This window comes from Bradyrhizobium sp. SRL28, assembly GCF_018596315.1.
In the GTDB taxonomy this organism is placed as follows: domain Bacteria; phylum Pseudomonadota; class Alphaproteobacteria; order Rhizobiales; family Xanthobacteraceae; genus Bradyrhizobium.
The window spans coordinates 136,214-162,981 of record NZ_JAHEAG010000016.1 but is presented as its reverse complement, the minus strand read 5'-3'; the positions used below and the strand labels follow the sequence as shown (position 1 = coordinate 162,981).

The following is a 26,768-nucleotide window of genomic DNA, read 5'->3' as shown; positions in this document are numbered from 1 at the left end:
ATTGGTGATGATTGAAGCAATGGCCTGTGGCACACCTGTTATTGCCTTCAGATCGGGTTCCGTACCGGAAGTCGTTGACGAGGGTATAACGGGTTTTGTCGTATCAGACGAAGAGGAAGCAATTCAGGCTATCGCGCGTCTAGGCGAGCTCGACCGGCGTCGTATCCGGGCCCAGTTTGAAAAGCGATTTACCTCACGACGAATTGCGGAAGAGTATCTTAATCACTATGCGGCGTTGGCACCGTACCTGAACAATGTGAACCTCACGGGTTGGTAAGAATCAGTTCGTCCGCGCATTCATCCATAGATGCAACGGATCTTAGCGCTCCCGAAGCAGGATCGACGGGAGCCTGACGCGGAAACTGCGTGGCTGAGCTAGGTATTGCTGTGCCATGCAGGGGTAGACTGCCGCTACGTCTTGCCATTCGATCCCGCGATTTCTGAACAGAGCGGCGGTCCATCAGAGTAGTCCGCGTTGCTAGGTCTTTCGGTCAGCCATCGTACGAAAGGTGATGGAGTAACGCGGCGCCTCGACGGCGGGAATGCTGTGTTCCCAGATCCGTCGGGATTCGCCCGACATCGAACCTGATTAGTTGTCGCATGACAGTCTTCTGGCGAATCGGAACTATGGCAAGCTCGAACCAGATGCAACGGTCCCTTTAGAACAGCCTTCGTTGTTTCATCGCCGGAAGCTTACATGCGCAAGGGCACACCCGCGAGATTCTGAAACATCGTGCGCCAATTTTTCTCGACCACCGACGCATCGACGCCGGTCTGAACGAAGTTCATCTCGCAGCCTTCCGATGTCGTTAGGAAAGAGACGACGATATCGGTTCTACCCTCGAAGTGAACCGGCACTTCGAGCCAGAATGCAAGGCTATGGGGCGGGTCGATGGCGGTGTATTCGCCATAGTGATCAATTTCCCGCCCATCCGCCTTTTCGACGATGGAGTACCGGTCCCCGACTGTGAGTTTCTGGTCGATGCCGCACAATCTTATTGGTAGGACACTTGAACAGCCATAGCTGCATTTGGTCAGGCTTCGTCCAAGCGTCAAAGAGACGCTCGGCGGAGGCCTGATAAATAGGATTGAGACGAAACGGCCGCATTAGCAACAACGGCCGCGAGGCGTCTCGGGTTCCGCAAGAGTTTACATGAAAGCCGGGCTGAAAATCTTATTCTAACGCCCGCGCGGACGCTTACAAAGCCGCCTTTACGTTGATGGTCTGACTCAGAACTTGGCATTGCTTATCGGACGTCAAAAAGGCGATGTCGGAAGCGTCCCGGCCGCTACCGATCCGAACGATCCCCTCGATTGGAGCGAGCCGCGTCGGGTCGATCAGCCACCAGGCGTTATCTAGATATACTTCGAACACGGCATGGAAATCGGGGGGATCGAGGTCGAGCGCATAGGCACTCACCGCACGTGCGGGAATACCCAGCGCGCGGGCGAAGGTGATCCCCAGATGCGCAAAATCCCGGCACACGCCGGCGCGGTCTACAAACGTGCGCTCCGCCGTCGTCTCGGCGTTGCTGACGCCGGACACATAGTCGACGTTGCGATTAATCCATTCGAGAATGGCCATCATGCGCGCGGCCCCATCGCCCGAGGCAACGAATTCGCGCCCGGCGAAGCGCATGAATTTGTCCGACGGGCAGAAGCGGCTGGGCAGAAGGAACGGTAGAACTTCGTTGGGAAGTTCCGACCACACATGCTGGCGACCGGAGAGCGGAAGGAGTTGCCTTAAGTTGTTTTCGACGACAGCCTCGTAACGGATCGTCGTCTGTCCGGACATCGACGCGCGAATCCGGCGGTCGCCAGACTGGGACTTGTCCCGGAGTAACTGATTAGGAGGCTGCACGTCGAGCGATTCCGAGAGGATCGTCTGGTCGGCCGTGTGGGATGCCTCCAGGCACGCGATAATCTGCGTTGCGTCAGCAAAGGTGTAGACAAGCTCAGCGACAATCGACAGCTTCATTCCGAACCCTTGCGACGGAAGCGTGGATTAGGGCGTTGATTACTTCACCGCTCGATGGCTCTCAGCCTTTCCACCCGGCGCGTGCGACCGACAACGTCGAACAGTCCAAAAGGTTCAGGAATTATCGAGCCTCCCCTTAATTGCCAACACCAGCGGCGATGGCCAGTGCCGGGAAACCATCGTCGTCCATGACCGTTACTTGGTCGCCATGTGGCGCGTGGGTGCAACGGTGCTGGCAGGTGCCATCGGCGCGATCGCGAATGTTAGCCAGGTATTCCATCCCGATGGCCGGTTGGCGGCTGCGAACTCGCCGTAGCCCTTCAAGCATAAATATCCCTGCATGTCGCCCACGGGAAACAGGAATCCGATCTGGGTATGTCGCGCGGGATCTTGCGCGATGGTTCTTTTGGACAGCACTGCGGTTTAAGCGGGCATACATCGCAGTCGAGCTTGTTCGCACGATACAGAAGCGTCTTGCCCTCGTGCACGGTGCCGCTCGTTCCGAGCCGCTTTCCGCCCGGGCAGTGGTAGACGTCGCCGGTCGGATCATATCGAAAGTCGCTACGCGAGAAGGTGCCATCATCCCGCTTCGATTTATCGAACACAGGGATATGTGGCGCGATGCCTTTCTCCTCGACTAGCCAGTTCAGCATCGGAGCTGCCCCGTAGGCGGTATCTCCGACGAGCCGCGCCGGCTTGAGGCCGAAGCGTTCCTCTGTTCGCCCGATCATGGTCTTCGCCGCTCCGACCTCGGCCTGGAGAATGGAGCGGGAGGCCTCGACATCAACGATGACGCCGAACTTCACGTCGATGAGATAATTGTCGGAGTAAGCAAAGAATGCCGGTCCCTTGTGGGCTCCGGTCCACTTGGCCGCGGGATCGGACGGCGAGATGAACTTCGGACAACGTCACTGGCCGCACCCCACGCCGTATCATCGAGCGTCGCCAGATACTCCTTCACCGCGCGGCTTGACCTCGCCGGATCCATCGAGTCCTTCCTCGGTACAGGGATCAAGTGCGCTTTCCGCGACCGCAATTGGCAATTGGCACGAGCAGCGTGCGTGCGACGATGAGGCCCAGCGTCATTCGCGGCATTGCCATCTATAATGAATTGGACGGGCTACGGTCGAGATCGACCAACTAATTTTTTGGATATTTAATCAGGCATGGCCCAAAAAGGGCGAGTGCTGAGAATCATTGCGCCAAGGGAGGCCCAGATGGCCAGAATGTTTGTGGATTGCCGTGACTATCCAAGCGAGATGAACTGCACGGTTGCGATCTCTGCAGATACCAAGGAAGAACTTGTAGACGCGGCAGTGCAACACGCTATCGCGGTGCATGGTCACCACGATAGTCCACAATTGCGCGAGGAATTGGCCAAGATGATCAAAACCCAGTAGAGCGACGGCGCCATCACAGGAAAGGCTCTCGGGCCGCTCCTTGATCAAGCCTCAATGAAAAACCGGACCATTATGCAGCAGCCATCTGCATAAAGGTCCGGTCAGACTGTTCGTTGCGCGGATATTCTGCGACGAAGGCTGCCGCCGATCCGTGCTGCGAAGGGCGCAGCGGACCTCAGATGCTATCCGAATGCCATGAGGTTTCGTCGAACGATTACTACTTTTTCTTCTTGGCCGTCTTCTTGGCTGTCTTCTTTGCCTTCTTCGCTTTCTTGGCCATGTTGCCCTCCATCTTCGCAAAAGTTGTCCCAATGCAGGCCGACCATCGACATGCATGCATTCAGAGTACACCATAATATTAGAATTGATACCGCGCGCTGCGAAGAGGGTAAACGCACGCTGGCTCGCGACCGGATGAAGCGCGTGATGTGTGCACACCCCGCGCTATTGCCGGATCAGTGGAAGACTCGGTATTTTCCGACCTCGACGAATGACAGAGACCACCATACCTGCATTCAGAAGTAGCTGCGGATACCGTGCGGGGATCGAGCACGGTCACGGGTTCGTATGAAGGAGGGAGGCGCGTGAGTCCGGACGGCCGGATATCCCACGTCAAGACAGCCCCACTCAGGATGACTGATCGAGAATGAACGTACGGCCATGGTTCGGATCTGCCGTCCTGGCTTGCGCCATCCATTCCTTCCTAGGCGGAGGTGACAAGCAGCCGGTCTAATTACTGGCCAGAAGACCGGACTACCCCCGGCAGCTTCGCCGACACGCAGGTGGACGGAACGACCGCTTCTGGCGCGAAGCAGACGTACGTTGGAGCGGTGAGGTCGGTTGCTGCTAGGACGCGTGCGTCGCAAGCGGTCGAGACATTTGCTGAATAGCTCGCCGGTTCGAATAGCAAATAGCAAACCGTCATGCCTCTTCTACTACGGCAAGTGCACATATAATGATGGCCATGCTGGCGTTGATGGTGGCTGTTTGGAATCATTGCTCAATGTGCGCCACTAGCCGCGCCGTTCGCCCTGCGCGTCAACACGACCGCGACAGCGGCGAGCACCAGCACGACGCCGATCACCGCAAAGGTGTCGCTGAATCCCATCACCAGCGCCTGATGCTTGACGGCCTTGCCGAGGGCTACGATCGCCTGCTTGTGCGCGGCGGCGGGGTCGGAGACGCCGTGGGCCAGGAAATAATCCGTGGTCTGGGCGATCCGGTTGCGCACCTCCTCGCGGCCGAGCGTCACTGACTGGCCGATGATATTGGAGTGAAACTGCTCGCGCTTGGTGATCACGGTGGCCAGCACCGCGGTGCCGATCGCGCCGCCGAGATTGCGCAGCATGTTGCTGATGCCCGACGCCGCAGCGACATCCTGGGGCGCGAGGTCGCCCGTCGTCACCGAGGTCAGCGGCGTCAGCACCATGGCCTGGCCGATGGCGCGCACGATGTTCGGAATAAAGAGCTGGTCGCCGGCATAGTCCGGCGACATCGCCGTGTTCATGAAGCAGCTATAGGCGAAGATCACGAGGCCAGTGAAGGCGATATAGCGCGTATCGAAGCGCTTCATTAGTATCGGCACCAGCGGGATCAAGAGGATCTGCGGCAAGCCCGTCCACGCCAGCACGTTGCCGATCTGCTCGGCATTGTAGCCCTGGGCCTGTGCGAGATAGGCCGGCAGGATATAGACAGAGCCGAACAGCGCGAAGCCGACCATCGTCAGGGCAATGGTGCCGAAGCCGAAATTGCGGCTCTTCAGCAGCCGAAGCCGGATCAGCGGCTTTTCCACCGACAGTTCGATCCAGACGAACAGGGCAAGGCTGACCAACGCGATCACGGCCAGGCGCTGGATGAAGGGTGACGCGAACCAATCGTCCTTGTTGCCTTCCTCGAGCACGGTCTGCAGCGCCGACAGGCCGATCGCCATCGTGAAGATGCCGGCCCAGTCGCCCTCTCTGAGAAGCCTGAGCTGCATCGGTTGCCGCTCCAGCGTCAGATAGAGCGCGGCTACCATGACCATCGTCGGGATCAAGTTGACGTAGAAGATGGTGCGCCAGCCGTAATTCTCGGTGAGATAGCCGCCGATCGTCGGCCCGATCGCCGGCGCGAAGGTGACGGACAGCGCGAAGATCGCAAGTCCCACCGGCTGCTGCGATTTCGGCAGTTTGGTCAAGACCAGCGTGAACGCCATCGGGATCAGCACGCCGCCGGCAAAGCCCTGCAATCCGCGCATCGCGATCATCGAGGGCAGGTCGTGGGTGAAGGCGCAGGCGATCGAGAACAGCGCGAACAAAGCGGCGCTCGCAATCATGTAGCGGCGGAACGAGAACACGCGGCTGAGAAAATCGGTGAGCGGGATCACCACGATCTCGCCGATCAGATACGACGTCGAGATCCAGGAGCCGTTGTCGACGCCGGTGCCGATGCCGCCCTCGATGTTGAGCAGCGAGGCGTTGGTGATCTGGATGTTCAGGATCGCCATGAAAGAGCCGATCATGGCGGCGGAAACGGCAATCCAGGTCGTGACGCTGGCGCGGTTCGGATCGGTGGCCGGGCTAGAGGCTGCGCGCGAGGTCGGCAGCGCGGAGTTCGAGGCGGAAGGGCTCTGATTTGACATGGCACGATGCTCCAGAAACCGTCTTGTGAGTGCTGGCGACTGTTGCCGCCTCGCGGCTCGCGCTCGGCGCGCGCGTCGCAATGGTCGGGATGACAGACATGCCCGGCCGCAATTCGATGCGGGAATGCGTATTGCTATCGAGCGCGATCCGCACCGGGATGCGCTGCACCACCTTGGTGAAATTGCCGGTGGCGTTGTCCGGCGGCAGCAACGCGAATTCCTGGCCGCTGGCGGGCGCGATGCTGTCGACATGGCCGTGCACGGTCTGGCCCGGGAACATGTCGACTTCGATTTCGACGGCCTGACCCTGGCGCACGTTGGTGAGCTGCGTCTCCTTGTAGTTCGCCACCACATAGGCGCCCTGGACCGGCACTACCGACATCAATTGCGTCCCGGCCTGGACATATTGCCCGACGCGCAGCGTGCGGTTGCCGACGACGCCGTCGATCGGCGCTGATATCGTGGTGTAGCCGAGATTGAGTTCGGCCTGGCGCTGCAGCGCATTGGCGCGCAAGGCGGCGGCGGTGGCCTGGGCAATTTCGGCCTTGAGCAGTTCAACCTGCTTCAAGGCCGAGGCGAGATTGGCCTTGTCACGCTGGATTGTGGCGGCAACACCGGCATCGCGCGCCTGGGCGTTCTGTGCGTTCTGGATGCTGCCATAACCGGTTGCGGCCAGATCGGTGTAGCGCTTGTTTTCCTGTCGGCTGAAGATCTGCGCCGCCACGTCGACGTCCAGCGTCGCTCTCGCGGCATCGATCACGGTCTGCTGCACATCGAGCTGAGCGCGCTTGCTGGCAATTGCGGCCTCCGCCGCGGTCACGTCCGCCTTGGCCTGATCGAGCGCGACGCGGAAGTCGCGGTCGTCGATCCGCGCCAGCACCTGGCCCGTCGCGACGCGCTCATTGTCCTTCACCAGCACTTGCTGCAGATAGCCGGTGACCTTCGGCGCGATGGTGGTGCTGTCGGCCTTCACATAGGCGTCGTCGGTCGACACCAGATACTGGCCGACGGTCCAGTAATCCCAGCCATACCAGCTCGCACCCGCCAGCGCGGCGATCGCCGCGCCGGTCAGCAACAGCTTGCGCAGATTGAACTTTTTCGTAGCTGGCGCCTGTGGCGACGCCGTAGTGGCCGCGGGCAGCAGCGCCTCAATGGCGGCGGTCGGGGGCACCGGCTGATCGGTTGGGAACGAAGTCTGGTGGACGGTCATGGCGGTTCTCCGCTCGGGAAGAATTAGGAAACTTGACAATTTCCAAAATAGGCGCGATATCGGGACTGTCAATGGAATGACAGGCATCATGTAAGAGCATGGCTGAAGCAAAACCTTCCACCGCGCGGCGCGACCGCGGGCGTCCGCAACTCCGTCCCGACGACGAGACGCGTCAAATCATCTATGAGGCCGCGCGGCACGCATTTGCCGCCAACGGCTATGCGGCGACCAGTACAGAAACCGTGGCGCGCGGCGCCGGCGTTTCGACCAAGACGCTGTATCGCCTCGTGCCGAACAAGGCGGCGCTGTTCGAGGGTATGGTGTCCGACCGGCTCGACCGATTCCTGTCCGACTTCAACTTGCAAGTGCCTGAAGATGCCGACATCGAAGCGGGGCTGAACGCGGCGCTGATGGCGTATGCCGATCTTGGGCTCGATCCGGATGTCGTCGCCCTTCAACGCATCATCCTGCAGGAGACCGGCCAATTTCCCGCCCTGGCGGCGGCGTTCTACAACAACGGCATTGTCCGCACCGCCGCCGCGTTGACGAAATGGCTGCGCCTTCAGGTCAAACGCGGGCTGATCGATCTCGATAATCCCGAGGAAGCCGCGGGCATCCTGATCGGAATGGTCGCATCGGCACCGCAGCGCGCTGCGATCTATGGCGGCGTGCCGCTGCCCTCCCGCGCGCAGCTAAAGGCGCGGGTACGCAAATGCGTAAAGTTGTTTTTGCATGGCTGCGAAGCGCATGCGCGGGCTGGATGAGGTACGCTTGCTCAAAAGCTACATTTTCGGAAGTGGCGCCGGGCGCAAAGCGGTCCTTGAGGAGCATGTAGACTTCGTTAGCTCCCGCCGAAGACCCCTATGAGGTTATCCAGCGTAGGCTCAAGAGAACTGCAGCTGAAAACATTGGCCAAGGAAATGCCGAGACTGCCGGGTTTATTAAAGAGGCCGCCAACTCAGGCGGCCTCTTTGCTTCGCGATCCAGGCCCTGCCTAGCTGTGTAGTCCAACCCTCTCGACGGGAATCTGCAACTCCGCAGCCCGTTCTTTCCGTTCCTTCTTGGCAAACTCCCGCTCGCGGTCTTCGAAAGCCGCAAGCTCCTTTTGCGCCGCCTCTAGGAAGCGGTTGCCTGGTGTTACTGCCAATTGAGTGTGCCTTGTCATTTTACGCCACCCACCGATCTACCCCAGCGCCCAACCTATCCAAGTGCGGGAACCTGGAAAAGGTTCGTGACCGTAAAATTACGGGCTGATGAAATTGGGGCACAGTGGTTGAACCGACCAGTACAAAAAAAGCCCCGCCCAAGCTGGCTGGCTGGGGGCGGGGTTCATTCCAGAAAGGTGCGCCCCGGGTGACGGGACGCAACGGGAAGATGGGGCAGGTCGGTATTCGAGGTTGGCTGACACGATCTCCACCGAAATACCGGGGGCTGTGCAGCGGTTGGCCAGCACTCAGTGACCCGCCGGTCGCGGAACCATCCACACGGAAATCGTCTGCCAGACGCCATCGCTCGACTTGCGCTGATACGCGACGAAGTCGGCATCATCGGTGTGCTGAACTTCGTACCGATAGGGTTTGATACGTGTTGTCATTGAACTCTCCTTGTCAGTGTTTAAGGACAGGCCTCTCTCGCGTTCCTCCAGGGAGATCGATTGGACGGCCGGCCTTAAAAAGGGGCCGTGCGTGGAAGGGGTCCTTGCGAGCAGCGGAAGGTCGCTCGATAGGGCTCTTCGGCCCGCTCGCAAGCTATGCCGGTCTTCCGAAATCTGGGGCGATATGGCAAAATCGAAAGATATTCTTCCAAATCACGGAAGGGGATCCGATGGATCGCCTGGAAGCGATGTCGACCTTTCTGACCGTTGTCGAGCAGGGCAGCTTGTCCGCGGCGGCGCGGCGATTGAAAACGCCGCTCACAACGGTCAGCCGCAACGTATCCGAGCTTGAGTCTCACCTGCGGACCAAGCTCTTCAACCGATCGAGCCGGCAGCTGGTGCTAACGGATGCAGGCACTTCCTACGTTGCGGCCTGCAAACGGATTCTCGCTGATGTGAGCGAAGCAGAGCGTTCAGCTTCCGGCGAGTATGCCGCGCCAACAGGAGAGCTGGCGGTGACGACCCCGCTGGGCCTTGGGCGGGTCATTCTCATGCCAATCATCGTGGACTTCCTCAACGCCTATCCCGATATCAAGATTAGAATGATCCCTACTAATCAAAGGCTCAATCTGGCTCAGGAGCAAATCGACGTCGCGGTACGTATCGGCGAGTTACCGGATTCGAGCTTGATTGCAATAAGGCTCGGAATGACACGCCGAGTGTTCTGCGCCAGTCCTGCCTATCTGTCCGCTCGCGGCACGCCACGCACGCCGGACGATTTGGCCGGGCATGATTGCATCAGTCTTGTCGGCTTTTCGCAACCCGATATCTGGACAGTTGTCAGAGACAACGCGACCATAGCGGTGCCGGTGCAAACACGGCTCGTGGTAGGCAGCTCTGAAGCTGCTTATGCCGCTGCCCGCGCTGGCCTGGGAATTTCCATCGCCTTCGCTTATCAACTCAAGGCTGCTCCCGAGGAAGGAACATTGACAACAGTGCTGGATGAATTCCAGCCGCCGGCAGTGCCGATAAATCTCTTGTATGTGGCCGACCGGTTTCTGCCGATCAAAGTACGCGCTTTCCTGGACTTTGCCGCGCCGCGGCTGAAGCGAACCTTTGCGGATTAGCCGGGCATCGGCGCGACACTGCGAGCCCGCTCTTGAGCGATGCAGTCCCTCTAGGTGAGTCAGCGCCCGGTCCAGGCTTTCCAAAATTTGGAAGTATGTCTCCCGTTTCCCCCGCCTTGACCCAAACTCTTCACCCCATCTACTAACCAGTACCTGCCGGAATCAAAGCGCGCGGACGCGGGTCGGATAGAAAAACAGCTCGGCGTAGCAACCGATCATGGTCTGGTTCATCCTTCGCCGCAGTGCGCAAGACTAGAATGAAATTCCAACAGCAGGCGAGAGCCATCTCCGGTGCCGAATACGTCATTGATGGAGGAACAGTTCCAACCGTGTAGTATGGCCCCACACCCAGCTGAACCTGAGCGCGGATCGTTCGTTCCGAACGAAGTGCTCAAGGACGGCCCGTCATTCGTGCGCAGAGCGAACTGCGGGCGGGCAAATAGTTGTGGCGGCTCGGCTGCCCTGCCGCAACACTCATCCAATCGCATAGGAGGAATAGGAATGCATTACGTTCGTCAAGAGGACTTACCCTTTGGTGGTAGTACCCATCAGTTTGTCGGAGCCGATCAGGGCGACACCGGTGTGTCGGTCTTCCTGTTCAACGGGGAGCCCGGTTCCGGGCCAGGTCCGCATCGGCATCCTTATGACGAGATCCAGTTCATTCGTGAAGGTCGCGGAGTGTGGACCGTCGGTGGCAAGACTTTCGAAGGTCGTGCTGGCGACATCTTCGTCATCAAGGCCGGGGAGATTCACAGTTTCAAAGCAATCGGCGATTCGCCGCTGGTACAGCTTGACGTGCATCTCAGTCCACATTTCATCCAAGAGAACTTATAGCCGATCATTTGCCCACAGACCGCCAGTCTTCGCTCCGCTTGGCAGAAAGCATTCAGGGCGCCAAGCAAATCGGCCATCTTGATGGCCACGGGTATTCTATCGTGAGGGTCACGTGCTGCTGGAAAACTCGCTGCGGCCACTTCAAGGCGCCCGTGCCGGGTGACGTCTACGGACGTGGTTGGTTCGGAGAACATTTCGGTCGGCGCGTAGACGAAGGCCCGGGTCCGTGTCGAGGTTTGACTTGGGCGACTGCGAAGAACTTCTACTCAGGCTCTGAGCGGCTGAAGCGAGTCTTCGCGGCGTAGGCAGGCATCGGAGCGACGCTGCGTGCCCCGCTTTTGAGAGATGCGATCCCTTTAGGCCCAAAAGGGGACCGCGTCTGCACGCAATCTCTCGTGCACGCTATCTCATGGTCGGCGCCCGATGCTTGGCCTTCCGAAATTTGGAAGGATGTCTTCCGAATTCCCCGCCTGTTGACCCACACTCTTCGCCCCATCTGTCAGCCAGCACCTGCCGAAACACGGCATTACAGTTGGAGGCGAATATGGGTGAAGTTATCCAATTTATCTCAAAGGCCGAGCGTGACCGGCTCCGCCTGATACGAGAAGCCCGCGCGAATTACGACAGTGTTTTCCCGCCGGCGGATTCCGTCAAGGAGCGGCGCGACAACGCACCAATAGTTCATTCCGTCAACGGAACCTGGATTTACCAGGGCGGCGAACCGTTGTCGTGATCAACGGTGTAGCTGTGTTCGATGGGCTCTACGCCTTTCGAAGCTGATAGGAGAAATCGCTATGTCAATCCGCAACATACTCTTCGCCGTTGCATTCGGTATCGTCTCTCTGACGGCCGCCCGTGCTGAAGGCCTGCGTCCGATGGCAGGCAAGAGCATCGACCTCGGCGGGGTATCGGGGATCGCTTACTATACTGTCGAACGTGATGGGTTTCACGTCGTCGCCACTCTTGCGCAGGGCGAGGCAGGAACGCCGGTCCGTGTCGTATCTGTTCTTGCACCCGGTCAGCGCGTGGTTCTCTCAACACCGCAACAAGCTGACGCGATCGAGATCAGCCGGAAAGGCGACAGCGTACTCGTTCGCAAGGCGAACGCGGCCTCGAACTGAACTTCGACCCGAAACAGAGCAGTCGTTAGGCGGAACAAGGAAACCGCACGTGTCCACCATCCACCTTCATCGCACAACCACAGCGACGCCCGAGCAATACGTCACCGGACTCACCGATTTCGGGCCCGGTCGCACGAAACTCTTTGGGAACAGCGCCGACGCGTACCTCAAGGTGCATCACCGGGGCGGCTCGTATGCCGATGTCACGGAAGGCTCGGGCGGGATCTGGGAGCGCTTGCATTACGACTGGACCGATTCCAACCGCGTCGTCCTGACGACGATCGACTCCAACGTGTGGGGTGGCGCGTCGGGCCACACCTACACCTTCACCCGTCAGCCCAACGGCACGACCGACATTGATGTGGTCGTCATACGCGACGGCAAAAACCTGACGGGGCGGCTGCTCGGCTTCGTACTCGGGACCATTGGCAGGCGGGTTTTGGAAAAGGCGTTTGAAAACTCCGTCAAGGCCATCGAAGCCCGGAACAACAAGGCTGAACGCCTGAACGCAAGTAATTCCAGCCTCGCAGCCTGAGCAATGGTGTAGCGGGCGAAACCAGCCGGAAATGACCGTCAGCAGCGTCAAACCAGAGGAGGTAGACATGACCATGGTTCAAGTGAACAGCGAGGCTGCAACGAAAACGCGGTCAGACCAACTGTACCTTGAAGATCTTCATGTCGGACAACGCTTTACCAGCGGGGAGCATAGGCTTGACGAAGCGCAGATCAAGGCATTCGCCAATCAATTCGATCCGCAGCCCTTTCATACGGACGAGCATGCCGCTGAGCGCACGTTCTTCAAGGGCTTGGCAGCGAGCGGTTGGCACACCGCCGCGATCACGATGCGTCTGAATGTCGAGAGTGGTCCGCCACTCGCCGGCGGGTTCGTCGGCGCCGGGGGAGAGTTGAACTGGCCGGCACCGACCCGTCCCGGCGACGTACTCCATGTTAAGAGCGAAGTCGTTGAAGTCACGCCATCGCGCTCGCGGCCTGATCGGGGCACCATAGTTCTCCTCAGCCGGACGATAAACCAGCGCGGCGACGTTGTTCAGATTACGAAGGCCAGGCTTGTTGTTCCGCGCAAAGTTGCGACGTGAGGATCGGCCGGTATCGTCGGATCACGCCGATGATCACGACGACGAAGAATGCCAGCACGATGCCCTGGACCACGGAGCTTGGCACCAGCGCACGCAGCGTCGGCAGGTTCAGGAACGACTGAATCACCAGCACGAACATGTTGAGATAGAGTGAGACCAACGCGGTGAGGGCGTAGATCCAGCGCCAGGCACCGGCGAGCTTCATGCCGTAAAGCGCAAAACAGGCGATCGCCAGCAGTACCAGCGAGAGAATGCCGATGATATGGCCCGGCGATAGCTTCTCGAACAGCGATGGTGAGAACAGAAACCCTGAAGCACTGGTCAGGATGGTGAATGCAAGAAAGATCGCGGTTCAGCCCCGGCATCCGCTTCGAGCCGAGCATCCCGAACATCACGATCAGGCCTGCCACGATTGCAATCAGGCTGATGATAACGTGGACCATTGTGAACGTCGCCAAGCTCATACCCAGGATCATGATAGGTCTCCGAATTTGTTCCAGCCCCATGTAACTGGTGGAAGTACGTCGACACGCAGGTGTAGAGAGATTGCTGCAATAAAAATGTGCGCCACAGCCAATTGTGCGGGGCGCTCTTGTCACCGAAAGCGATCCTGACGGCGGCCAGGGCGGGAAGGCCTTTTACCATTTCGCCGGTGCCGGTGTGAGTGGTCCTGCCGGCGCTGCCCGCATCAGACTGATCAGCAACAGCCCGACGATCGCAGCCCAAAATGCGACCTTGGCTTAGCCAACAGGGCTCGAGCAGGCGTGACTCTGGCGCAGCGGTCGGGTCGGTCGCAGCGGCGCGGGGCTATGCCTCGCAGTCAGTCTTCGCTGTGCCGTTCAGGCGGTTGAGCAGCGAAACGGCAACGTCAGATGGGTAACTTCGCGAAATTGGGGGGCCTGCGTTCGGCGAACGCGGCAAACGCCTCGCGTGCCTCCGCAGTCTTCAGCCGCTCCTTGAACAATTGCTCTTCTTCAGCGGCTTGTGCCGTGATTCGCTGAAGATCACGCATCAGTCGCTTGGATTGGCTAAGGGAGCCGCCGGGCAATTTGGACAGTGCGAGCGCTGCGTCACGTGCCTTCTTGCGAAGCTCGCCCTGCGGCACTACGCCATTCGCCAGGCCGCAAGCGAGTGCCGCGGCCGCTTCCATCGGCTCGCCCAGCGCAAGCATGGCGTAGGCGCGTACGTGACCGATCCGTAGCGGTAAAAGCCTGCTCGAAGCCGCTTCCGGAACCAGCGCGAGCCTGACGAACGGCGTGATCAGCCGCGCATTGTCAGCGAGATAGACCAGATCAAAATGCAAAAGCATGGTCGTGCCGATGCCGACAGCATTGCCATGTACGGCGGCGACCAGGGGCTTGCTCGCATTGATGATTGCTTCGATGAAGCGATGGACGGGACTCTCAGCCGAATTTTCGGCGCCGGCCTGGTGTGCGAAGTCCGCTAGGTCATTTCCGGCAGTGAAGCTGTCACCATCGCCCTGGAACAAGACCACGCGGACAGACGCATCTACGTCGGCTTGTCGAACTGCATCCGACAATGCGTCATACATCGCTCCGCTGAGCGCATTTTTCTTCTCCGGACGCTGCAAGGTCAGCGTCATTACGCCGTCGGAAATCTCTCTTTTGACATGTTCAGTCATGGCAGTCTCCATTAACAACGATCAGGACTTTCCGCGCTCGGGATTTGAAGAGCTCATGTCAATCCTGTCACGCCGTCATCACCCTCCGGGAAGGGGGGCGGCCGGTCCTCCGGGGGAAAAGGACCGGCCGCAGGCAAGCCCGGCGTGGGACGCAGGGAACGGAAGCGCGCCGGGGTACCAAACACATGCGAAGCTCTTATCTCCGCGATCCAAGCTATGAGAGTAGGAGCGTCGGAGCGAGTGAAGCGATCTAAATCCCGGCAAATCGTGGCAAATGCGGATGCTAATGCGTCGACCAGGTCGTAATGAATGTGCAGTTCAACTCTCGCTTCGATTGACGCTGAGCCAAATGACCCCGACCTTCTGTCGTAGAGGCGGTTCAACTCGTTGCTTTGCACCAAGTAAATCGCCTGACTCCCCGGTCGTCGAGGACGAACTCCGGGAAAGCCCGCACGACATCCGTCGGCCGAGATTTCCTAAGTGCCGCCCTAAAAGAAGGAAACGTCGCTTATGTCGATCGATACCATAAGCATATCCAATACCGGACGCCGATCGGGGCCTCGGACGTAGGCGCGCCGCTTGCTCGGCAATCGCAACCCGTTTGCCTCGGTATATCCCAGCATCAGCTGCGCAGCGGGAAACCCACCGGCGATGTTGACACTGTAGTCGTGGCGGCGAAGCGTGTACTGTTCGTCGAAGAAGAAATCCTGGACTTGGCAGTGTGTCTCGATCGAACCAGGAAAATAGACACGCAACACCCGCCAGGTTTCCTTTCCCTCCTGCCAAGGCGCAGTTTCCTCGACCTTGAAATGCTCCATCGCGAAGGCAAAAGGCGTGGCGAGATAGGTCCATAGCGCTTCGCCGTTGAAATAGGCGCGATGCAAAGCGTCCCAGGGCGTGTGCATCTGATGTCCGGCAAACGAATCCCGGGGTGCGTGCCGCTCGGCGACAACAGTCCCATCGAGTTTCTCGATGGCGATGCGGTCTGGTGTGAACATTGTGCACTGATCGGCTGCTCCATAGGGTGTGACGGACGACCGCTCCTCGTGCAGCCACACGGTCATGCGACGCGGATTTGCATCTTGCAAAATGCCCTTCAACGCAAACAAGCCGCCACCGCTGACAATGTTGGCCTCAACCTTGTTATATCTGCGCCAACGATCCAGGCCACCGTGAGCGTCGAGAACCTTCGTCAGTAACTCGTTCATGGGAATCCCTCCGTCGTCCTTTGATATAAAACTCGGATCGGCCAAGCGGCAGCATCGGTCACGGGACCTCGGGCTTTGGCGGCCACTAATGCGGCTTGCCGAGCACAAAAGCGAAGGGGACAACGAAGAGTTCTTCGCCGAGGTCGTCGTTGACGTGCAGGACCCAATTGCGCCAATCTTCGGGACCGCGCGTTGCAGTGAGGGATCGTACGACCTTGGCCGCGTGATCGCGCGCCTCAGCGAGATCGTCTACTACGGCGCCGTAGTGATCGACCAAAACCGTCTTTGCGTTAGTGCAGTGGAAATATACCTGGGTCATGTTCAATCTCCCTCAAGTTGACCAGGTCGCATCGAGATGTGGCCGTGCCAGGTCTCCTGGACCGGCCGAGCGAAGGATAAAAACGATGACGCTGTAAAGATGTGGAGCCATATCCAGCCAGTCATGAGCGGGAAGAGGACCATTTCTGCACCTATCCATTGCTATTACCGGTAAGAAGTGGGGTCAACCGCCGCACTTCGTCGATATCAGGTCGTTGAAGGCGTTGATCTCGGAATCAAGCAGAGCGAGATTTCGCCCGCCGTCGGCGCACCTTGCTGCAGCCTGCCGCAGCGTCACGGACTCATAGAATGAGGTAGCATAGGCGCGACAAATTTTCTCTTGGTCGACATTGGCTGGTTGGCTAAGCAGCGTCGCCCAGCGCGCACGCGAGGCGTCGAGGACCTTTGTTGACATGCATTCAGACGCGACTGCGGGAATCGTGGATGCATTGACCACGGCAGAAGCGACTAGAAGAGCAATTCTCCGCATGATTTTAACTCCGCAGGTACGAGTTCTTGCGAAGAAACTTAAAGTCCGATCGATCTATCCTCCATTGCACGCGGGTCGTTCGAGGTACGGCTATGGTTGCGCCACCTAAACCTTGGCTTAATGGCGAGGAAGGCTTTCCAAGCTCTAAATACCTCGACCGTTTGCGGTGGCTCCCGCAACGAGTTCGGCTCGGTCGAGCGCAGCGGGGCAGCCGCGCGCTCGGAGGCTGCCCCGTTAAAATGCCTGTGGAGGTACTGTCGGCGCCTGGCTACTGCTACGACGCGGACGAAGGTGGCAAGATGCCGCCGCTGGCCTAGCTTCGGAAGAATGTCAGAAGGTCGGCATTGATCGTAACCGCTTCTGTCGTTGGCATGCCGTGTGGGAAGCCCTTGTAGGTCTTCAGCACACCGTTCTTCAGTAGCTTTGCAGACAATGGGCTCGAATCCGCGTACGGCACGATCTGATCGTCGTCGCCGTGCATCACCAGGGCAGGGATGCCGATCTTCTTGAGATCTTCGGTGAAGTCGGTCTGGGAGAAGGCGACGATGCCGTCATAGTGCGCCTTTGCGCCGCCCATCACACCTTGCCGCCACCAATTTTGGATCACCGCCTCGGAAGGCTTGGCGCCCGGCCGATTGTAGCCGTAAAACGGACCGGCCGCGAGTTCCCCGTAGAACTGCGAGCGATTGGTCGCGGCCTGGACTTGGAAACCATCGAATACGTCCTTCGGCAGTCCGCCCGGATTCGCTTGGGTCTTTACCATCAATGGTGGCACCGCAGCGACAAGCACGCCTTTCGCCGATCTGGCCTCGCCGTGTCGAGCAAGGTAGCGCACCACCTCGCCCCCGCCCGTAGAATGGCCGACATGGATCGTGCTCTTCAGATCCAGATGCGCCGTCAGCGCCGCCAGATCGTCGGCATAGTGATCCATATCGTGTCCGTCGTCGACTTGGGCGGAGCGGCCATGACCACGTCGATCATGGGCGATGACGCGGTACCCATGATTGAGGAAGAACAGCATCTGCGTGTCCCAGTCGTCGGATGATAGCGGCCATCCATGGCTGAACACGATCGGTTGCCCTTTTCCCAGCTTTGTAGAAAATCTCGACGCCATCCTGCGTTGTGATAGTGGGCATGGCCGTGTTTCCTTCCGGCATTTAACGAAAATGATCAACGCACTGACGCCTTCGGACCATTGTGCTTATTGGTCCACCATCCGCTACTCGGCTGCTACCTTGTAGCGCGAGACGATCTCCGAACGCTTGGTGCGCAGTTCCAGCAAGCCGAGCAGAATCTCGTCCCTCTCGGCCTCAAGTTCCTCGATGGTTCGTGCTCCGACTTCGACATGCACGCTGTCGACGAGCTTCTTTTGGATCTCGGGGGTGAGCACCGGTGAGCCGAAGGTTTTCCACGAAGTCGTCATCGGGCCGGCAAATTGCTGAAAGAAGTGCTCGATGCCGCCTGGGCCGCCGGCGAGGTGATTGAGCATCATGTTGCCCATGATGCCCCAGCGCAGGCCAGGTCCCCAGGACAGCGCATCGTCGACGTCGGAAGCACTCAGCACATCCTCGGCAATGAGGTAATAGACCTCGCGCGCCAGCGCGCCCTGCAGGCGATTGGCGACATGGCCTGGCATTTCCTTGTTGATTCGGATCGCCTTCTTCCCGATCGACTTGTAAAACTCGATCGTCCGCCTGATCGTCTCTTCTGAGGTCTTTGTCCCGCCGACCACCTCAACCAGCGGGATCAAGTGCGGCGGATTGAAGGGATGGCCGATGACGCAGCGCTCCGGATAAGATGCGGCGCCGGTTTGGATTTCGCTCATTTTGATTCCGGACGAGCTCGACGCGATGATCACGTCGGGCGGCAGCAACTCATCGAGCTGCCCGTAGAGCTTCTGCTTGAAGTCCAGCCGCTCGGGACCGTTCTCCTGGACGAGATCGGCGCCCGCCAACGCTTCTGCAAGGTCGGCAGTGAACTTCAAGTTCGACTGAGATGCGCCAGGTGAGAGGCCCAGCCGTTCGAGCGCCGGCCAGGCTGCCTTCACGAACTTCCTCAATGCGATTTCCGCGCCGGGCGCGATGTCAGTTGCGACGACCTGCAGTCCCTTGGCGAGAAACTGCGCTGTCCAGCTCGCTCCGATCACGCCGGTGCCGACGATGGCGATACGGCGAATGGTCTTGATGTCAGTCATGTTGTTCTCCGATGCATGTGTTAGATTTCGGCGTAGGCGACGCCGGTGAGGTTGCCTTGGGCTGCGAGAAGCGTCCGCTTGTTCGTTCCATCGAGCTTCGCGACGTAGAGCGAACCGGCGAGATCGGTCACGAACATGCGGTTTCCTGGAACATCCAGCGCGATTCCGATGCCTTCCATAAGGTCCGAAACCACGATCTGCGGCACATCCTGCGCGGGCTTCGTTTCGATGGGCGCGCGGTTCACCGTGTTGCCGCGCGGGGGATTGCCGCGATCGGTCCAGTACAGGATGCGATGCTCGAGATCGATCTCGAGATCGATCGGCTCGGGAAGGCTGTCGAAGAAGATCTCGACGTCGCTGCGATTTGTCGCGTTCTCGCCCGTCGGAATGTCGATCCCGGCGCGCAGGATGCGTCCGACGCCGGCGTTGTCTCCGCCCTTTTGCGTCCAGTAGATCTGACCCCGCTTGGGATCGACGGCAATGCCAACGCACCATCGTGTCTGGTCTCGGCGGTCACGTTCGCTTTCTCCGGTCTGGACAAGGGTTTCGACCTGCGAGCCGTCGAGGTTCGCGCGCATGACCCGCATGCCCTCGCGATCGGACCAATAGAGCTTGCCGTTCGCCTTATCGAGATGGAGCTGTTTCGGCGTGAACGTGCCGCCCGGTGCCACGATGAGCCTCCGGTTCCTTCCATCGAGATCGGCGCGCTCGATCGAGCCATCGTTCGAGCTGGGAGCGCCCATATTGGTCCAGTAGACGTGACCGGCGGCGACGTCGACGACGACGCCATCGGGATGTGGGCAACCAGTCGCAATGATCCTGCGATTTGACCCGTCCGGATCCACGGAGAGAACACGTCCTCCGCTCAGGTCGAGGAGAAACAGCCTGCTGGAGCGGTCCGCAGCCGACGGCGCCCTTGGTTTTGTAGCCTCGCGTACACTCATTGTTGCTTCCTTGCTGGTGTTTGGCTTTCGTCTATGCCGCCACGTGTTTCCCTGCTTGCGGGATGACACCGTCCTCGCGCAGGCTCTCGATGCTCCCGGCGTCGAAGCCCAGTTCGCCGAGAATCTCCTCGGTATGCTCGCCCAGGCCCGGCGCGCGGCGGGCCGTAACCTTCGCGACACCATGCACCTGGATCGGACTGCTGATGGTCGAAGTCAGCTTGCCACCCGCACCTTCGAGCGGAACGACGATCTCGTTCGCCCGCAGCTGCGGATCGTCGATCACCTCCTGCGGTCCGCGGACTTCGCCAAAGGTGACGTTCACGCCGGCAAACACCGAATGCCAATGCGGCATGGCCTGAGCGCCGAACACCTCGTCAAAGACGGCCGTGAGCTGCGGCATGTTCGCGACAAGCTGCGCTGGTTCGGAGAAGCGCGGATCGGTCAGCAGGTCCGGGCGGCCGATTGCATTCGCGACGGCCGCAAACTTGTCCGGCGTGACGATGAGGACGAACCAGGTTCCGTCGGCAGCGCGATAGACGTTCATCGCGGCATTGGCCGGATGCTTGCGGTCGTGCATCGCTGGAAACTTGGCGCCGGCGAGAGCTGCCTGAATGGATACGCTCGCGGACCACACGCCCTCGGCAAGCAGCGACGTCGTGACATACGTGCCTTTACCGGTCCGCTCGCGCCGATAGAGCGCGGTGACGATCGCCGAATAAAGGCCGACAGCGGTGGCATTGTCGCCGCTGCCGCTCACCGGCCAGGTGGGAGGTGCGCCGGCGTCGCGCGTCATCGATAGCAGACCGCTGCGTGCCCAGTATGAAGTGATGTCGAAGCCGGGCAGATTGGCATCCGGGCCCTTTTCGCCGAAGCCGGTGAGGTCGGCGTAGATCAGGCGCGGATTCCATCCCGCGACGTCGTCGTATTCGAGCTTGAGCTTCTTGCGCGCGTGGTGCGGCGTATTGACGATGAACACGTCGGCCCAGTTGACGAGCTCGAACAGGACCTGCTGTGCGCCTGGTGACTTGAGATCGAGCGTAATGCTGCGCTTGTTGCGGTTGGCCAGGTGCCACTGATAGGCATCCTGCGCCTGCGGCTGGATCGGCGTCTTATGCCCGTGTCGCCACGGATCGCCGTGCGGCGGCTCGACCTTGATGACGTCGGCGCCGAAGTCGGACAGGATCACGGCGGCGCTTGGTCCCGCGATGAAGCTCGACAGATCCACGACCTTCAGTCCTGAGAAGATATTGTCGTTTGCCATTGATGGCTCCTGAGTTGATGTGTGACTCTCGCGCTGACCGGGCTTCGACCGAGGTCAGCGACCGTGAAATTGTGCCGGGCGCTTCTGGAGGAATGCCGACGTGCCTTCCTTCTTGTCGTCCGTTCCGGCCCACAGCCCGAAGTAGGAGGCTTCGAGGGCGAGACCTTCGCTCTGGCTCGCCTCCATTCCCTTGTTGACGGCGTCGAGCGCAAATCTGACGGCGACGGGCGCGTTGGCGACGATCTCATTCAGGATGGCTTCCGAACGCGGGATCAGTTCAGCGGCGGGAACGACCTCGTTGACGAGCCCGATGCGGTGGGCCTCCTGCGCGTTGATGAGTCCGCCCGACAAAATGAGCTGGAGAGCGCGGCCCTTGCCGATCAGCCGGGGCAGCCGCTGGGTGCCGCCGCCGCCGGGAAGCAAACCCAGCTTCACCTCTGGCTGGCCAAACTTCGCGCGCTCCACCGCGATGCGGATGGTGCAGGCCATCGCCGTCTCGCAACCGCCGCCCAGTGCAAAGCCGTTGATCGCAGCTATCACCGGCTTGCCGAGGTTCTCGATGAGATCGAGCACCGCCTGACCGTGACGGCTGGATCGTTCGGCATCGATTGCGCTGGCCTGCGCGAGGTCGCCGATGTCAGCGCCGGCGATGAAGGCTTTGTCGCCCGTACCGGTCAGGATGACGCCGCGCACGGCCGGGTCGTTCTGAGCATCCTCGAAGGCGGTCCGCAGCTCCTGCCATGTCGCCCCGTTCAGGGCGTTCAGCACCTTGGGCCGGTTGATGGTCACATAAGCGATCGCACCACGCTTCTCGTAGAGAACGTTCGCGAGCCTCAACGTCGCCGTTGACGAAACGGTAGGTGCAACCGAGGGTGATTGCGGAATTGTTGCTGTTGCCGATGTCATGTTGATTGCTCCTGACTGACTGGCGGGCCGGCATGGACGTGCCGGCCCGCCGGCGATCTCACACGAAGGCGCTGAACCCGGTGACGGCCTTGCCGACGATCAGGTTCTGCATCTGGAAGGTGCCCTCGTAGGAATAGAGCGCCTCGGCGTCGGCGAATAAGCGGCCGATATTGTTGTCGACGATGATGCCGTTGCCGCCGTGCACCTCACGCGCCCAGGCAACCGTCTCGCGCATCCGCGTCGTCGTGAATGCCTTGGCGAGCGAGGCATGCTGGTCCAGCAGTTTGCCTTCTTCCTCAATCTCGGCGAGGCGCAGCATCATCGCTTGGCACGCTGTCACGTTGCCGAGCATCCTGGCGATGAGATCCTGGACCAGCTGGAATGCGGCGATCGGCTTGCCGAACTGCAGGCGCTCCTGCGTGTACTTGAGCGCGGCTTCATAAGCGCCCATCTGCAATCCAGTCGCCATCCAGCCGACCCCGGATCGGGTCAGACGCAGCACGTGCGCGGTATCGCGGAACGAATTGGCATTCTGCAGGCGGTTCGCTTCCGGCACCCGACAGTTGGTCATGGTGATCAAGCCGTTCTGGACCACCTTGAGAGCCATCTTGTTCTCGATCTTCTCGACGCTGAAGCCGGGTGTCGTCTTGTTCTCGACGATGAAGCCCTTGACCTGGTTGTCCTCGACGTCGCGCGCCCAGATGATCGACACGTCGCACCAGGGCGCGTTGCCGATCCACTTCTTCTGGCCGTTGAGGATCCAGGTGCCGCCGTCGCGCTTGGCTGTCGTGGTGAGGCCCCCGCCGGTCCCGGAGCCGACAAGCGGCTCGGTCAGGCCGAAGCATCCGATCTTCTCCAGGCGCGCCATTGGCGGAAGCCACTTCTGCTTCTGCTCCTCGGAGCCCAACAGATTGATCGTGCCCATGGCAAGGCCGATGTGGACGCCAAAGAATGTCGCGAACGATGCGTCGACCCGGGTCATCTCCATGCTCAGCATTCCGTGGAACTTGTCGCTGGCACGTTTGTAGCCGTAGCCATCGACGCCGACGCCGCCGATATTGAGCTCCTTCAGCGGTTCGATCAGCTCGAACGGGAAAGCGTCCTCAACCCAGTATTTGTTGATGATGGGCGCAACCTTCGTCTCCATGAAGTTGCGTACCTTCTTGAGGAGCGCTTGCTCATCGGCACTCAATGTCTCCGTGATTTGATAGAAGTCGCCGTTCGGCGGCGGAAGCTGCTTCCGTGTAACCGAAGGCTTGAGCGCGGTAGCGGTCGTCATGAGAGTCTCCATGTTTTTTATCTGCCGATCTGCGCGCTCTAATTGCCACCTGGCGCGCTTCCGGGCGAGTGAAGCGCTACAAATCATGCCAAATCGTTGCAAACGGTGGGCGGAGTACGCGTACGCCGGCTCAGCCGACGTCAACGTACGGCTGCCATTTCTTCGGAAATGCGCTAGGATTTCCGCAGGGAGTTGAGCCAACGGGCGCCTGTGAGGCTCGCATGCCGAGCGGAATTCGGAAGCGCCGACCGGAGCGTCAGGAGTGACGACAATGCCAATTCACGATAGTTGCACATGATCAGAGCACGAGTTCATCCATGAGTCACACCGCACTGCGGCTCTCCTCAGCAATGCTCGCCCTTGCGGTCTTTCTCGTTGACGTCCTCACTCCATTGGAGGGCGCCATCGCCGTGCTCTACGTCGTCGCAATTCTGCTTGCCGCGAAAACCACCCGCCGCAACGATATCATTATCGCCGCGTGCGGGTGCGTCGTGCTGACAATAGCCGCACATCTGCTTTCGCACGATCTGGGTGCGGTCGCTTCGCCTGCCCTGCGCGCGCTTGTGAGCCTCGCGGCCATCGCCATCACGACGCTGCTATCGCTTCAGAACCAGGCAGCAACGAAACATCTTGCGACGATGATCGACGTGTCGCAAGCGCTGTCAGGCGAGATCGTCCTGGAAAAGCTCATCGACAAGCTCATGCGGGCGGCGCTACAGCACGCCGGTGCGGAGCGGGGTCTCTTGATTGTCCCGCAAGGTGACGAGCTGCAAATAGACGCGGAAGCGACCGCAAGCGGAAATGATGTCGCCGTGCATGCGTGGAGGAGCAATAGGCGTACTGAAGGTGCGGTGCCGGAGTCGCTTATTCGGTACACAATGCGCACAGGAGAGGGCGTGATCCTCGGGGATGCATTGTCTCAGAACCCGTTTTCGTCCGATCCCTACATGGTTCGGAGCCGCGCCCGGTCCATCCTTAGTCTGCCATTGATCAACCAGGGAAAACTCAACGGCATTCTCTATCTCGAAAACAGTTTGACGTCGCACGTTTTTACGCCCGACCGGGTCACCTTGTTGAAGGTGCTTGCGGCACAAGCGGCGATCTCGCTGGAGAATACCCGGCTCTATCGCGACCTTGCGGATCGCGAAGGGAAGATTCAGCGTCTGGTAGACTCCAACATCATCGGGATTTTCGTTGCCGACCTTGAAGGTCGAATCGTTGAGGCCAATGATGCGTTTCTCCGTATCCTGGGATACGACCGAGAGGACTTGATTAGGGGACGTATGCGTTGGCCCGAACTGAGTCCGCCGGAATGGCGCGAACGCGACTTGCGTACCCAGGCGGAACTGAACTCAATCGGAACCGTTCAGCCGTTCGAGAAGGAGTATTTCCGGAAAGACGGCAGTCGCGTTCCCGTGCTGATCGGCGCCGCGCTGTTCAAAAGGGGTGGCAACGAGGGCGTCGCGTTCGTGCTCGACTTGACCGAGCGTAAGCGCGCCGAGAACGCATTGCGTGAGAGCGAAGAGCGGTTCCGCGATTATGCCGAAACGGCGTCCGATTGGCTTTGGGAGATGGGTCCAGACCACAAATTGACGCGGTTGACCGGCAATGCGTTCGGGTCCAGCCCGTCCGGTCGACTTGGCACCGCAGCCTGGGAGCGTGCCCTTGACCTTGAAGCCGAACCGGAAAAATGGCGGGTTATCCGGGCCACTATGGATTCACGCGAGCCGTTCCGTGACTTCGTATACCTCGCCGCTGGCGGCGACGGCTCCCCGATGTATGTGAAAGCCAGTGGCAAGCCCGTATTTGACACGAACGGCGAATTTCTCGGCTATCGCGGCACCGGAACGGACGCGACCGCGATCATTCGCGCGGAGGATGCGCTGCGCGAAAGCGAGCGGAGCCTGCGCTCGGCCCTTGACGGGATCCCCGGCCTCGTTGGAGTCCTGGCCCCGAACGGCGACGTTGAAAACGTCAATCGGCAAATCCTCGACTATTGTGGCCAGTCGTTGGAGGAGCTGAAGAACTGGGGCACCAACGGAACCATACACAGTGAAGACCTTCCCCATGTCGCCGAGGTTTTTGCGAAATCGATCGCTTCCGGGACTCCATACCGAATCGAACAACGCCTGCGGCGTTTCGACGGAGAATACCGGTGGTTCGACAACCGAGGCGTCCCTGTTCGCGACGACTCCGGCCGTATTTTGCGCTGGTATGTGCTGCTGACTGACATCGAGGATCGCACGCGCGCGCTGGAGCGATTGCAGCAGTTGCAGTCCGATTTCGCCCACGTGAACCGCGTGAGCATCATGGGGGAGCTGGCTGCCTCACTGTCGCACGAAATCACGCAGCCGATCGCCAGCGCACGCAACAACGCTCGCGCGGCCATGAACTTCCTGGACAGGAAGCCGCCGGATCTGCGTGAGGTTACGGAGGCGCTCGGCTGCGTAGTGGACGATACCGATCGAGCCGGAAACATCATTGGTCGAATCCGTGACCAGATCAGGAAGGCACCTCCGCGAAAGCACCATTTCGATCTTAATGCTGCGATATCCGAAGTGATCGTGTTGGCACGAAGCGCGATCAGCGCCCACGACGTCACCGTTCAGACCCGGTTCGCGGACCGATTGTCTCTCGTTCACGGCGATCGTGTACAAGTGCAGCAGGTGGTCATGAATCTGATTTTGAATGCGGTCGAAGCGATGGGTTCGGTTGAGACAGGGGTCCGAGAGTTACTGGTCAGCACCGAACAGGATCTTGCCGGCGCCCTCGTCGTCGTGCGTGATTCCGGCCCGGGCATCGATCCGGCGCATGTGGATCGCCTTTTCGAGGCCTTCCACACCACGAAGTCGAATGGAACGGGATTGGGGCTGTCGATCTGCCGATCGATCGTCAATGCCCACGGGGGCCGGCTGTGGGCGGATGCGAACGCGCCTCGCGGCGCCGTATTCCAGTTCATTCTGCCCGGCGTAGAAATAAAGTCATGAGCCGTCCTTCTGAGGACTTCCAGAAGTGAGAGCGGTGCGAAGGCACTGCGATAGATGTTGTTCATCGATCGGCTTGGCAAGATAACACAGGGCTCCGTCGCCAAGGGCGCGGGCGCGGTCAGCGTCATTGGGATAGGCGGTGACGAGGATTGTGGGAATCTGGTGCCCCCTCTCGACCAGGTGTCGATGGAGTTCGAGTCCGGTCATCGCAGGCATGTGTACGTCAGCGATCAAGCATGCTGTTTCGCCGAGACGAGGCGACACAAGAAACTCCCCTGGCGATGAAAATGCGTCAACCATATAGCCCAGTGACCTCATGAGTCTTTGCATCGACTCACGAAAGAACCGATCGTCTTCAACCACTGACACCAATACCGTTTTCATCATGCAGCCTGTGCCAGTTAGTTCGGATTCGCTATGAAGGCAGCCAACACTGCCGTCGCTCCGCATGGGATTGTTGACGTGACTCAAGAATACCACCGGCGGCAATGCCGGTGCCCCTAAGCTTTGGCTTACCTTAGACCTACAATCGTACGAGCTGACGAGTCGTGGCTCGTC

Annotated in this window: 26 protein-coding genes and 4 pseudogenes; 10 read left to right on the top strand and 20 right to left on the bottom strand. The window is 59.8% G+C overall.

Annotation, left to right across the window (positions count from 1 at the left end):
* Positions 1-277: glycosyltransferase (locus tag KIP88_RS26910; protein ID WP_214491096.1), on the top strand; the 277-nt coding region annotated here is incomplete at its 5' end.
* 416 nt (positions 278-693) lie between these two features.
* Here the strand turns inward: KIP88_RS26910 and KIP88_RS26905 are convergent.
* From KIP88_RS26905 to KIP88_RS26895, 4 genes and pseudogenes are all read right to left on the bottom strand, one after another.
* On the bottom strand, positions 694-993 hold the full coding sequence (locus tag KIP88_RS26905) for an SRPBCC domain-containing protein (protein WP_214491095.1): 300 nt from the start codon (positions 991-993) through the stop codon (positions 694-696).
* Positions 994-1,198: 205 nt separating this feature from the next.
* Positions 1,199-1,978, bottom strand: coding sequence for a transglutaminase family protein (locus KIP88_RS26900; protein WP_214491094.1), 780 nt, complete (start codon positions 1,976-1,978; stop codon positions 1,199-1,201).
* A 195-nt stretch (positions 1,979-2,173) separates the two neighbouring features.
* A pseudogene (locus tag KIP88_RS46680) lies at positions 2,174-2,350 on the bottom strand (phenol degradation protein meta); the annotation flags it as partial.
* 2 nt (positions 2,351-2,352) lie between these two features.
* Positions 2,353-2,972: pseudogene (locus KIP88_RS26895) on the bottom strand (IS5/IS1182 family transposase); the annotation flags it as partial.
* 223 nt (positions 2,973-3,195) lie between these two features.
* On the opposite strand from KIP88_RS26895, the gene KIP88_RS26890 reads away from it, so the two are divergent.
* Positions 3,196-3,378, top strand: a complete 183-nt coding sequence (locus KIP88_RS26890) for a DUF1059 domain-containing protein (RefSeq protein WP_214491092.1) — start codon at positions 3,196-3,198, stop codon at positions 3,376-3,378.
* A 182-nt stretch (positions 3,379-3,560) separates the two neighbouring features.
* Here KIP88_RS26890 and KIP88_RS26885 read toward each other — a convergent pair whose 3' ends face one another.
* The 3 genes from KIP88_RS26885 to KIP88_RS26875 all read right to left on the bottom strand — a co-directional run bounded on the left by KIP88_RS26885 (position 3,561) and on the right by KIP88_RS26875 (position 7,208).
* Complete coding sequence (locus tag KIP88_RS26885) at positions 3,561-3,710, bottom strand: hypothetical protein (protein WP_214491091.1); 150 nt, start codon at positions 3,708-3,710, stop codon at positions 3,561-3,563.
* 668 nt (positions 3,711-4,378) lie between these two features.
* Positions 4,379-5,998, bottom strand: a complete 1,620-nt coding sequence (locus tag KIP88_RS26880) for an MDR family MFS transporter (protein ID WP_214491090.1) — start codon at positions 5,996-5,998, stop codon at positions 4,379-4,381.
* On the bottom strand, positions 5,937-7,208 hold the full coding sequence (locus KIP88_RS26875) for an HlyD family secretion protein (protein ID WP_214491089.1): 1,272 nt from the start codon (positions 7,206-7,208) through the stop codon (positions 5,937-5,939). Before KIP88_RS26875 ends, KIP88_RS26880 begins: the two co-directional genes overlap by 62 nt.
* A 98-nt stretch (positions 7,209-7,306) precedes the next feature.
* On the opposite strand from KIP88_RS26875, the gene KIP88_RS26870 reads away from it, so the two are divergent.
* Positions 7,307-7,972, top strand: a complete 666-nt coding sequence (locus KIP88_RS26870; RefSeq protein ID WP_214491088.1) for a TetR/AcrR family transcriptional regulator — start codon at positions 7,307-7,309, stop codon at positions 7,970-7,972.
* A 689-nt stretch (positions 7,973-8,661) separates the two neighbouring features.
* Here KIP88_RS26870 and KIP88_RS26865 read toward each other — a convergent pair.
* Positions 8,662-8,802, bottom strand: a complete 141-nt coding sequence (locus tag KIP88_RS26865; RefSeq protein WP_214491087.1) for a hypothetical protein — start codon at positions 8,800-8,802, stop codon at positions 8,662-8,664.
* A 230-nt stretch (positions 8,803-9,032) separates the two neighbouring features.
* On the opposite strand from KIP88_RS26865, the gene KIP88_RS26860 reads away from it, so the two are divergent.
* From KIP88_RS26860 to KIP88_RS26835, 6 genes are all read left to right on the top strand, one after another.
* Positions 9,033-9,929 (top strand): LysR family transcriptional regulator, encoded by an 897-nt coding sequence (locus KIP88_RS26860; protein ID WP_214491086.1) that lies wholly within the window; start codon positions 9,033-9,035, stop codon positions 9,927-9,929.
* Between the two features lie 501 nt (positions 9,930-10,430).
* The gene (locus tag KIP88_RS26855) at positions 10,431-10,763 is read left to right on the top strand and encodes a cupin domain-containing protein (RefSeq protein ID WP_214491085.1); all 333 of its coding nucleotides are present in this window, start codon (positions 10,431-10,433) and stop codon (positions 10,761-10,763) included.
* 544 nt (positions 10,764-11,307) lie between these two features.
* Positions 11,308-11,496, top strand: a complete 189-nt coding sequence (locus tag KIP88_RS26850) for a hypothetical protein (protein WP_214491084.1) — start codon at positions 11,308-11,310, stop codon at positions 11,494-11,496.
* Between the two features lie 61 nt (positions 11,497-11,557).
* The gene (locus KIP88_RS26845) at positions 11,558-11,884 is read left to right on the top strand and encodes a hypothetical protein (RefSeq protein ID WP_214491083.1); all 327 of its coding nucleotides are present in this window, start codon (positions 11,558-11,560) and stop codon (positions 11,882-11,884) included.
* A gap of 49 nt (positions 11,885-11,933) precedes the next feature.
* Positions 11,934-12,419, top strand: a complete 486-nt coding sequence (locus KIP88_RS26840) for a hypothetical protein (RefSeq protein WP_214491082.1) — start codon at positions 11,934-11,936, stop codon at positions 12,417-12,419.
* Positions 12,420-12,486: 67 nt separating this feature from the next.
* Complete coding sequence (locus KIP88_RS26835) at positions 12,487-12,981, top strand: MaoC family dehydratase (protein WP_214491081.1); 495 nt, start codon at positions 12,487-12,489, stop codon at positions 12,979-12,981.
* On the opposite strand, the pseudogene KIP88_RS26830 reads toward KIP88_RS26835, so the two are convergent.
* The 11 genes and pseudogenes from KIP88_RS26830 to KIP88_RS26780 form a co-directional block, all read right to left on the bottom strand.
* Positions 12,938-13,457 (bottom strand): annotated as a pseudogene (locus KIP88_RS26830) (hypothetical protein). The gene KIP88_RS26835 and the pseudogene KIP88_RS26830 sit on opposite strands and share 44 nt — an antisense overlap.
* A gap of 392 nt (positions 13,458-13,849) precedes the next feature.
* Positions 13,850-14,623: an enoyl-CoA hydratase-related protein gene (locus tag KIP88_RS26825; RefSeq protein ID WP_214491080.1), complete on the bottom strand. Its 774-nt coding sequence runs from the start codon at positions 14,621-14,623 to the stop codon at positions 13,850-13,852.
* A 488-nt stretch (positions 14,624-15,111) separates the two neighbouring features.
* A complete protein-coding gene (locus KIP88_RS26820) occupies positions 15,112-15,831 on the bottom strand; it encodes a hypothetical protein (RefSeq protein WP_214491079.1) in 720 nt (239 codons plus the stop codon).
* 85 nt (positions 15,832-15,916) lie between these two features.
* A complete protein-coding gene (locus tag KIP88_RS26815; protein ID WP_214491078.1) occupies positions 15,917-16,150 on the bottom strand; it encodes a hypothetical protein in 234 nt (77 codons plus the stop codon).
* A gap of 183 nt (positions 16,151-16,333) precedes the next feature.
* Positions 16,334-16,564 (bottom strand): hypothetical protein, encoded by a 231-nt coding sequence (locus tag KIP88_RS26810; RefSeq protein ID WP_214491077.1) that lies wholly within the window; start codon positions 16,562-16,564, stop codon positions 16,334-16,336.
* A 388-nt stretch (positions 16,565-16,952) separates the two neighbouring features.
* A pseudogene (locus KIP88_RS26805) lies at positions 16,953-17,775 on the bottom strand (alpha/beta fold hydrolase).
* Between the two features lie 83 nt (positions 17,776-17,858).
* Positions 17,859-18,833, bottom strand: coding sequence for a 3-hydroxyacyl-CoA dehydrogenase NAD-binding domain-containing protein (locus KIP88_RS26800; protein ID WP_214491076.1), 975 nt, complete (start codon positions 18,831-18,833; stop codon positions 17,859-17,861).
* Positions 18,834-18,853: 20 nt separating this feature from the next.
* The gene (locus tag KIP88_RS26795; protein ID WP_214491075.1) at positions 18,854-19,777 is read right to left on the bottom strand and encodes a 3-hydroxyacyl-CoA dehydrogenase; all 924 of its coding nucleotides are present in this window, start codon (positions 19,775-19,777) and stop codon (positions 18,854-18,856) included.
* 31 nt (positions 19,778-19,808) lie between these two features.
* Positions 19,809-21,038, bottom strand: a complete 1,230-nt coding sequence (locus KIP88_RS26790) for a CaiB/BaiF CoA-transferase family protein (protein ID WP_214491074.1) — start codon at positions 21,036-21,038, stop codon at positions 19,809-19,811.
* Between the two features lie 54 nt (positions 21,039-21,092).
* Entirely contained in the window at positions 21,093-21,944 is an 852-nt protein-coding gene (locus tag KIP88_RS26785) for an enoyl-CoA hydratase-related protein (RefSeq protein WP_214491073.1), read from the bottom strand.
* A gap of 58 nt (positions 21,945-22,002) precedes the next feature.
* Positions 22,003-23,223 (bottom strand): acyl-CoA dehydrogenase family protein, encoded by a 1,221-nt coding sequence (locus KIP88_RS26780; protein WP_214491072.1) that lies wholly within the window; start codon positions 23,221-23,223, stop codon positions 22,003-22,005.
* Between the two features lie 317 nt (positions 23,224-23,540).
* On the opposite strand from KIP88_RS26780, the gene KIP88_RS48270 reads away from it, so the two are divergent.
* On the top strand, positions 23,541-26,210 hold the full coding sequence (locus tag KIP88_RS48270; RefSeq protein ID WP_214491071.1) for a PAS domain S-box protein: 2,670 nt from the start codon (positions 23,541-23,543) through the stop codon (positions 26,208-26,210).
* On the opposite strand, the gene KIP88_RS26770 is transcribed toward KIP88_RS48270, so the two are convergent.
* The gene (locus KIP88_RS26770) at positions 26,205-26,594 is read right to left on the bottom strand and encodes a response regulator transcription factor (protein WP_283848530.1); all 390 of its coding nucleotides are present in this window, start codon (positions 26,592-26,594) and stop codon (positions 26,205-26,207) included. The two genes, KIP88_RS48270 and KIP88_RS26770, sit on opposite strands and share 6 nt — an antisense overlap.
* Positions 26,595-26,768 lie beyond the last annotated feature (174 nt).

What these genes read in the sequence shown, in the direction of transcription:
- KIP88_RS26845 (WP_214491083.1), top strand. Translation starts at nt 11,558, where the DNA reads ATGTCAATCCGCAACATACTCTTCGCCGTTGCATTCGGTATCGTCTCT.
- KIP88_RS26885 (WP_214491091.1), bottom strand. Translation starts at nt 3,710, where the DNA reads ATGTCGATGGTCGGCCTGCATTGGGACAACTTTTGCGAAGATGGAGGG.
- KIP88_RS26875 (WP_214491089.1), bottom strand. Translation starts at nt 7,208, where the DNA reads ATGACCGTCCACCAGACTTCGTTCCCAACCGATCAGCCGGTGCCCCCG.
- KIP88_RS26855 (WP_214491085.1), top strand. Translation starts at nt 10,431, where the DNA reads ATGCATTACGTTCGTCAAGAGGACTTACCCTTTGGTGGTAGTACCCAT.
- KIP88_RS26780 (WP_214491072.1), bottom strand. Translation starts at nt 23,223, where the DNA reads ATGACGACCGCTACCGCGCTCAAGCCTTCGGTTACACGGAAGCAGCTT.
- KIP88_RS26790 (WP_214491074.1), bottom strand. Translation starts at nt 21,038, where the DNA reads ATGGCAAACGACAATATCTTCTCAGGACTGAAGGTCGTGGATCTGTCG.
- KIP88_RS26820 (WP_214491079.1), bottom strand. Translation starts at nt 15,831, where the DNA reads ATGAACGAGTTACTGACGAAGGTTCTCGACGCTCACGGTGGCCTGGAT.
- KIP88_RS26870 (WP_214491088.1), top strand. Translation starts at nt 7,307, where the DNA reads ATGGCTGAAGCAAAACCTTCCACCGCGCGGCGCGACCGCGGGCGTCCG.
- KIP88_RS26860 (WP_214491086.1), top strand. Translation starts at nt 9,033, where the DNA reads ATGGATCGCCTGGAAGCGATGTCGACCTTTCTGACCGTTGTCGAGCAG.
- KIP88_RS48270 (WP_214491071.1), top strand. Translation starts at nt 23,541, where the DNA reads ATGAGTCACACCGCACTGCGGCTCTCCTCAGCAATGCTCGCCCTTGCG.
- KIP88_RS26850 (WP_214491084.1), top strand. Translation starts at nt 11,308, where the DNA reads ATGGGTGAAGTTATCCAATTTATCTCAAAGGCCGAGCGTGACCGGCTC.
- KIP88_RS26865 (WP_214491087.1), bottom strand. Translation starts at nt 8,802, where the DNA reads ATGACAACACGTATCAAACCCTATCGGTACGAAGTTCAGCACACCGAT.
- KIP88_RS26835 (WP_214491081.1), top strand. Translation starts at nt 12,487, where the DNA reads ATGACCATGGTTCAAGTGAACAGCGAGGCTGCAACGAAAACGCGGTCA.
- KIP88_RS26795 (WP_214491075.1), bottom strand. Translation starts at nt 19,777, where the DNA reads ATGAGTGTACGCGAGGCTACAAAACCAAGGGCGCCGTCGGCTGCGGAC.
- KIP88_RS26800 (WP_214491076.1), bottom strand. Translation starts at nt 18,833, where the DNA reads ATGACTGACATCAAGACCATTCGCCGTATCGCCATCGTCGGCACCGGC.
- KIP88_RS26900 (WP_214491094.1), bottom strand. Translation starts at nt 1,978, where the DNA reads ATGAAGCTGTCGATTGTCGCTGAGCTTGTCTACACCTTTGCTGACGCA.
- KIP88_RS26810 (WP_214491077.1), bottom strand. Translation starts at nt 16,564, where the DNA reads ATGTCAACAAAGGTCCTCGACGCCTCGCGTGCGCGCTGGGCGACGCTG.
- KIP88_RS26880 (WP_214491090.1), bottom strand. Translation starts at nt 5,998, where the DNA reads ATGTCAAATCAGAGCCCTTCCGCCTCGAACTCCGCGCTGCCGACCTCG.
- KIP88_RS26815 (WP_214491078.1), bottom strand. Translation starts at nt 16,150, where the DNA reads ATGACCCAGGTATATTTCCACTGCACTAACGCAAAGACGGTTTTGGTC.
- KIP88_RS26890 (WP_214491092.1), top strand. Translation starts at nt 3,196, where the DNA reads ATGGCCAGAATGTTTGTGGATTGCCGTGACTATCCAAGCGAGATGAAC.
- KIP88_RS26785 (WP_214491073.1), bottom strand. Translation starts at nt 21,944, where the DNA reads ATGACATCGGCAACAGCAACAATTCCGCAATCACCCTCGGTTGCACCT.
- KIP88_RS26825 (WP_214491080.1), bottom strand. Translation starts at nt 14,623, where the DNA reads ATGACTGAACATGTCAAAAGAGAGATTTCCGACGGCGTAATGACGCTG.
- KIP88_RS26770 (WP_283848530.1), bottom strand. Translation starts at nt 26,594, where the DNA reads ATGAAAACGGTATTGGTGTCAGTGGTTGAAGACGATCGGTTCTTTCGT.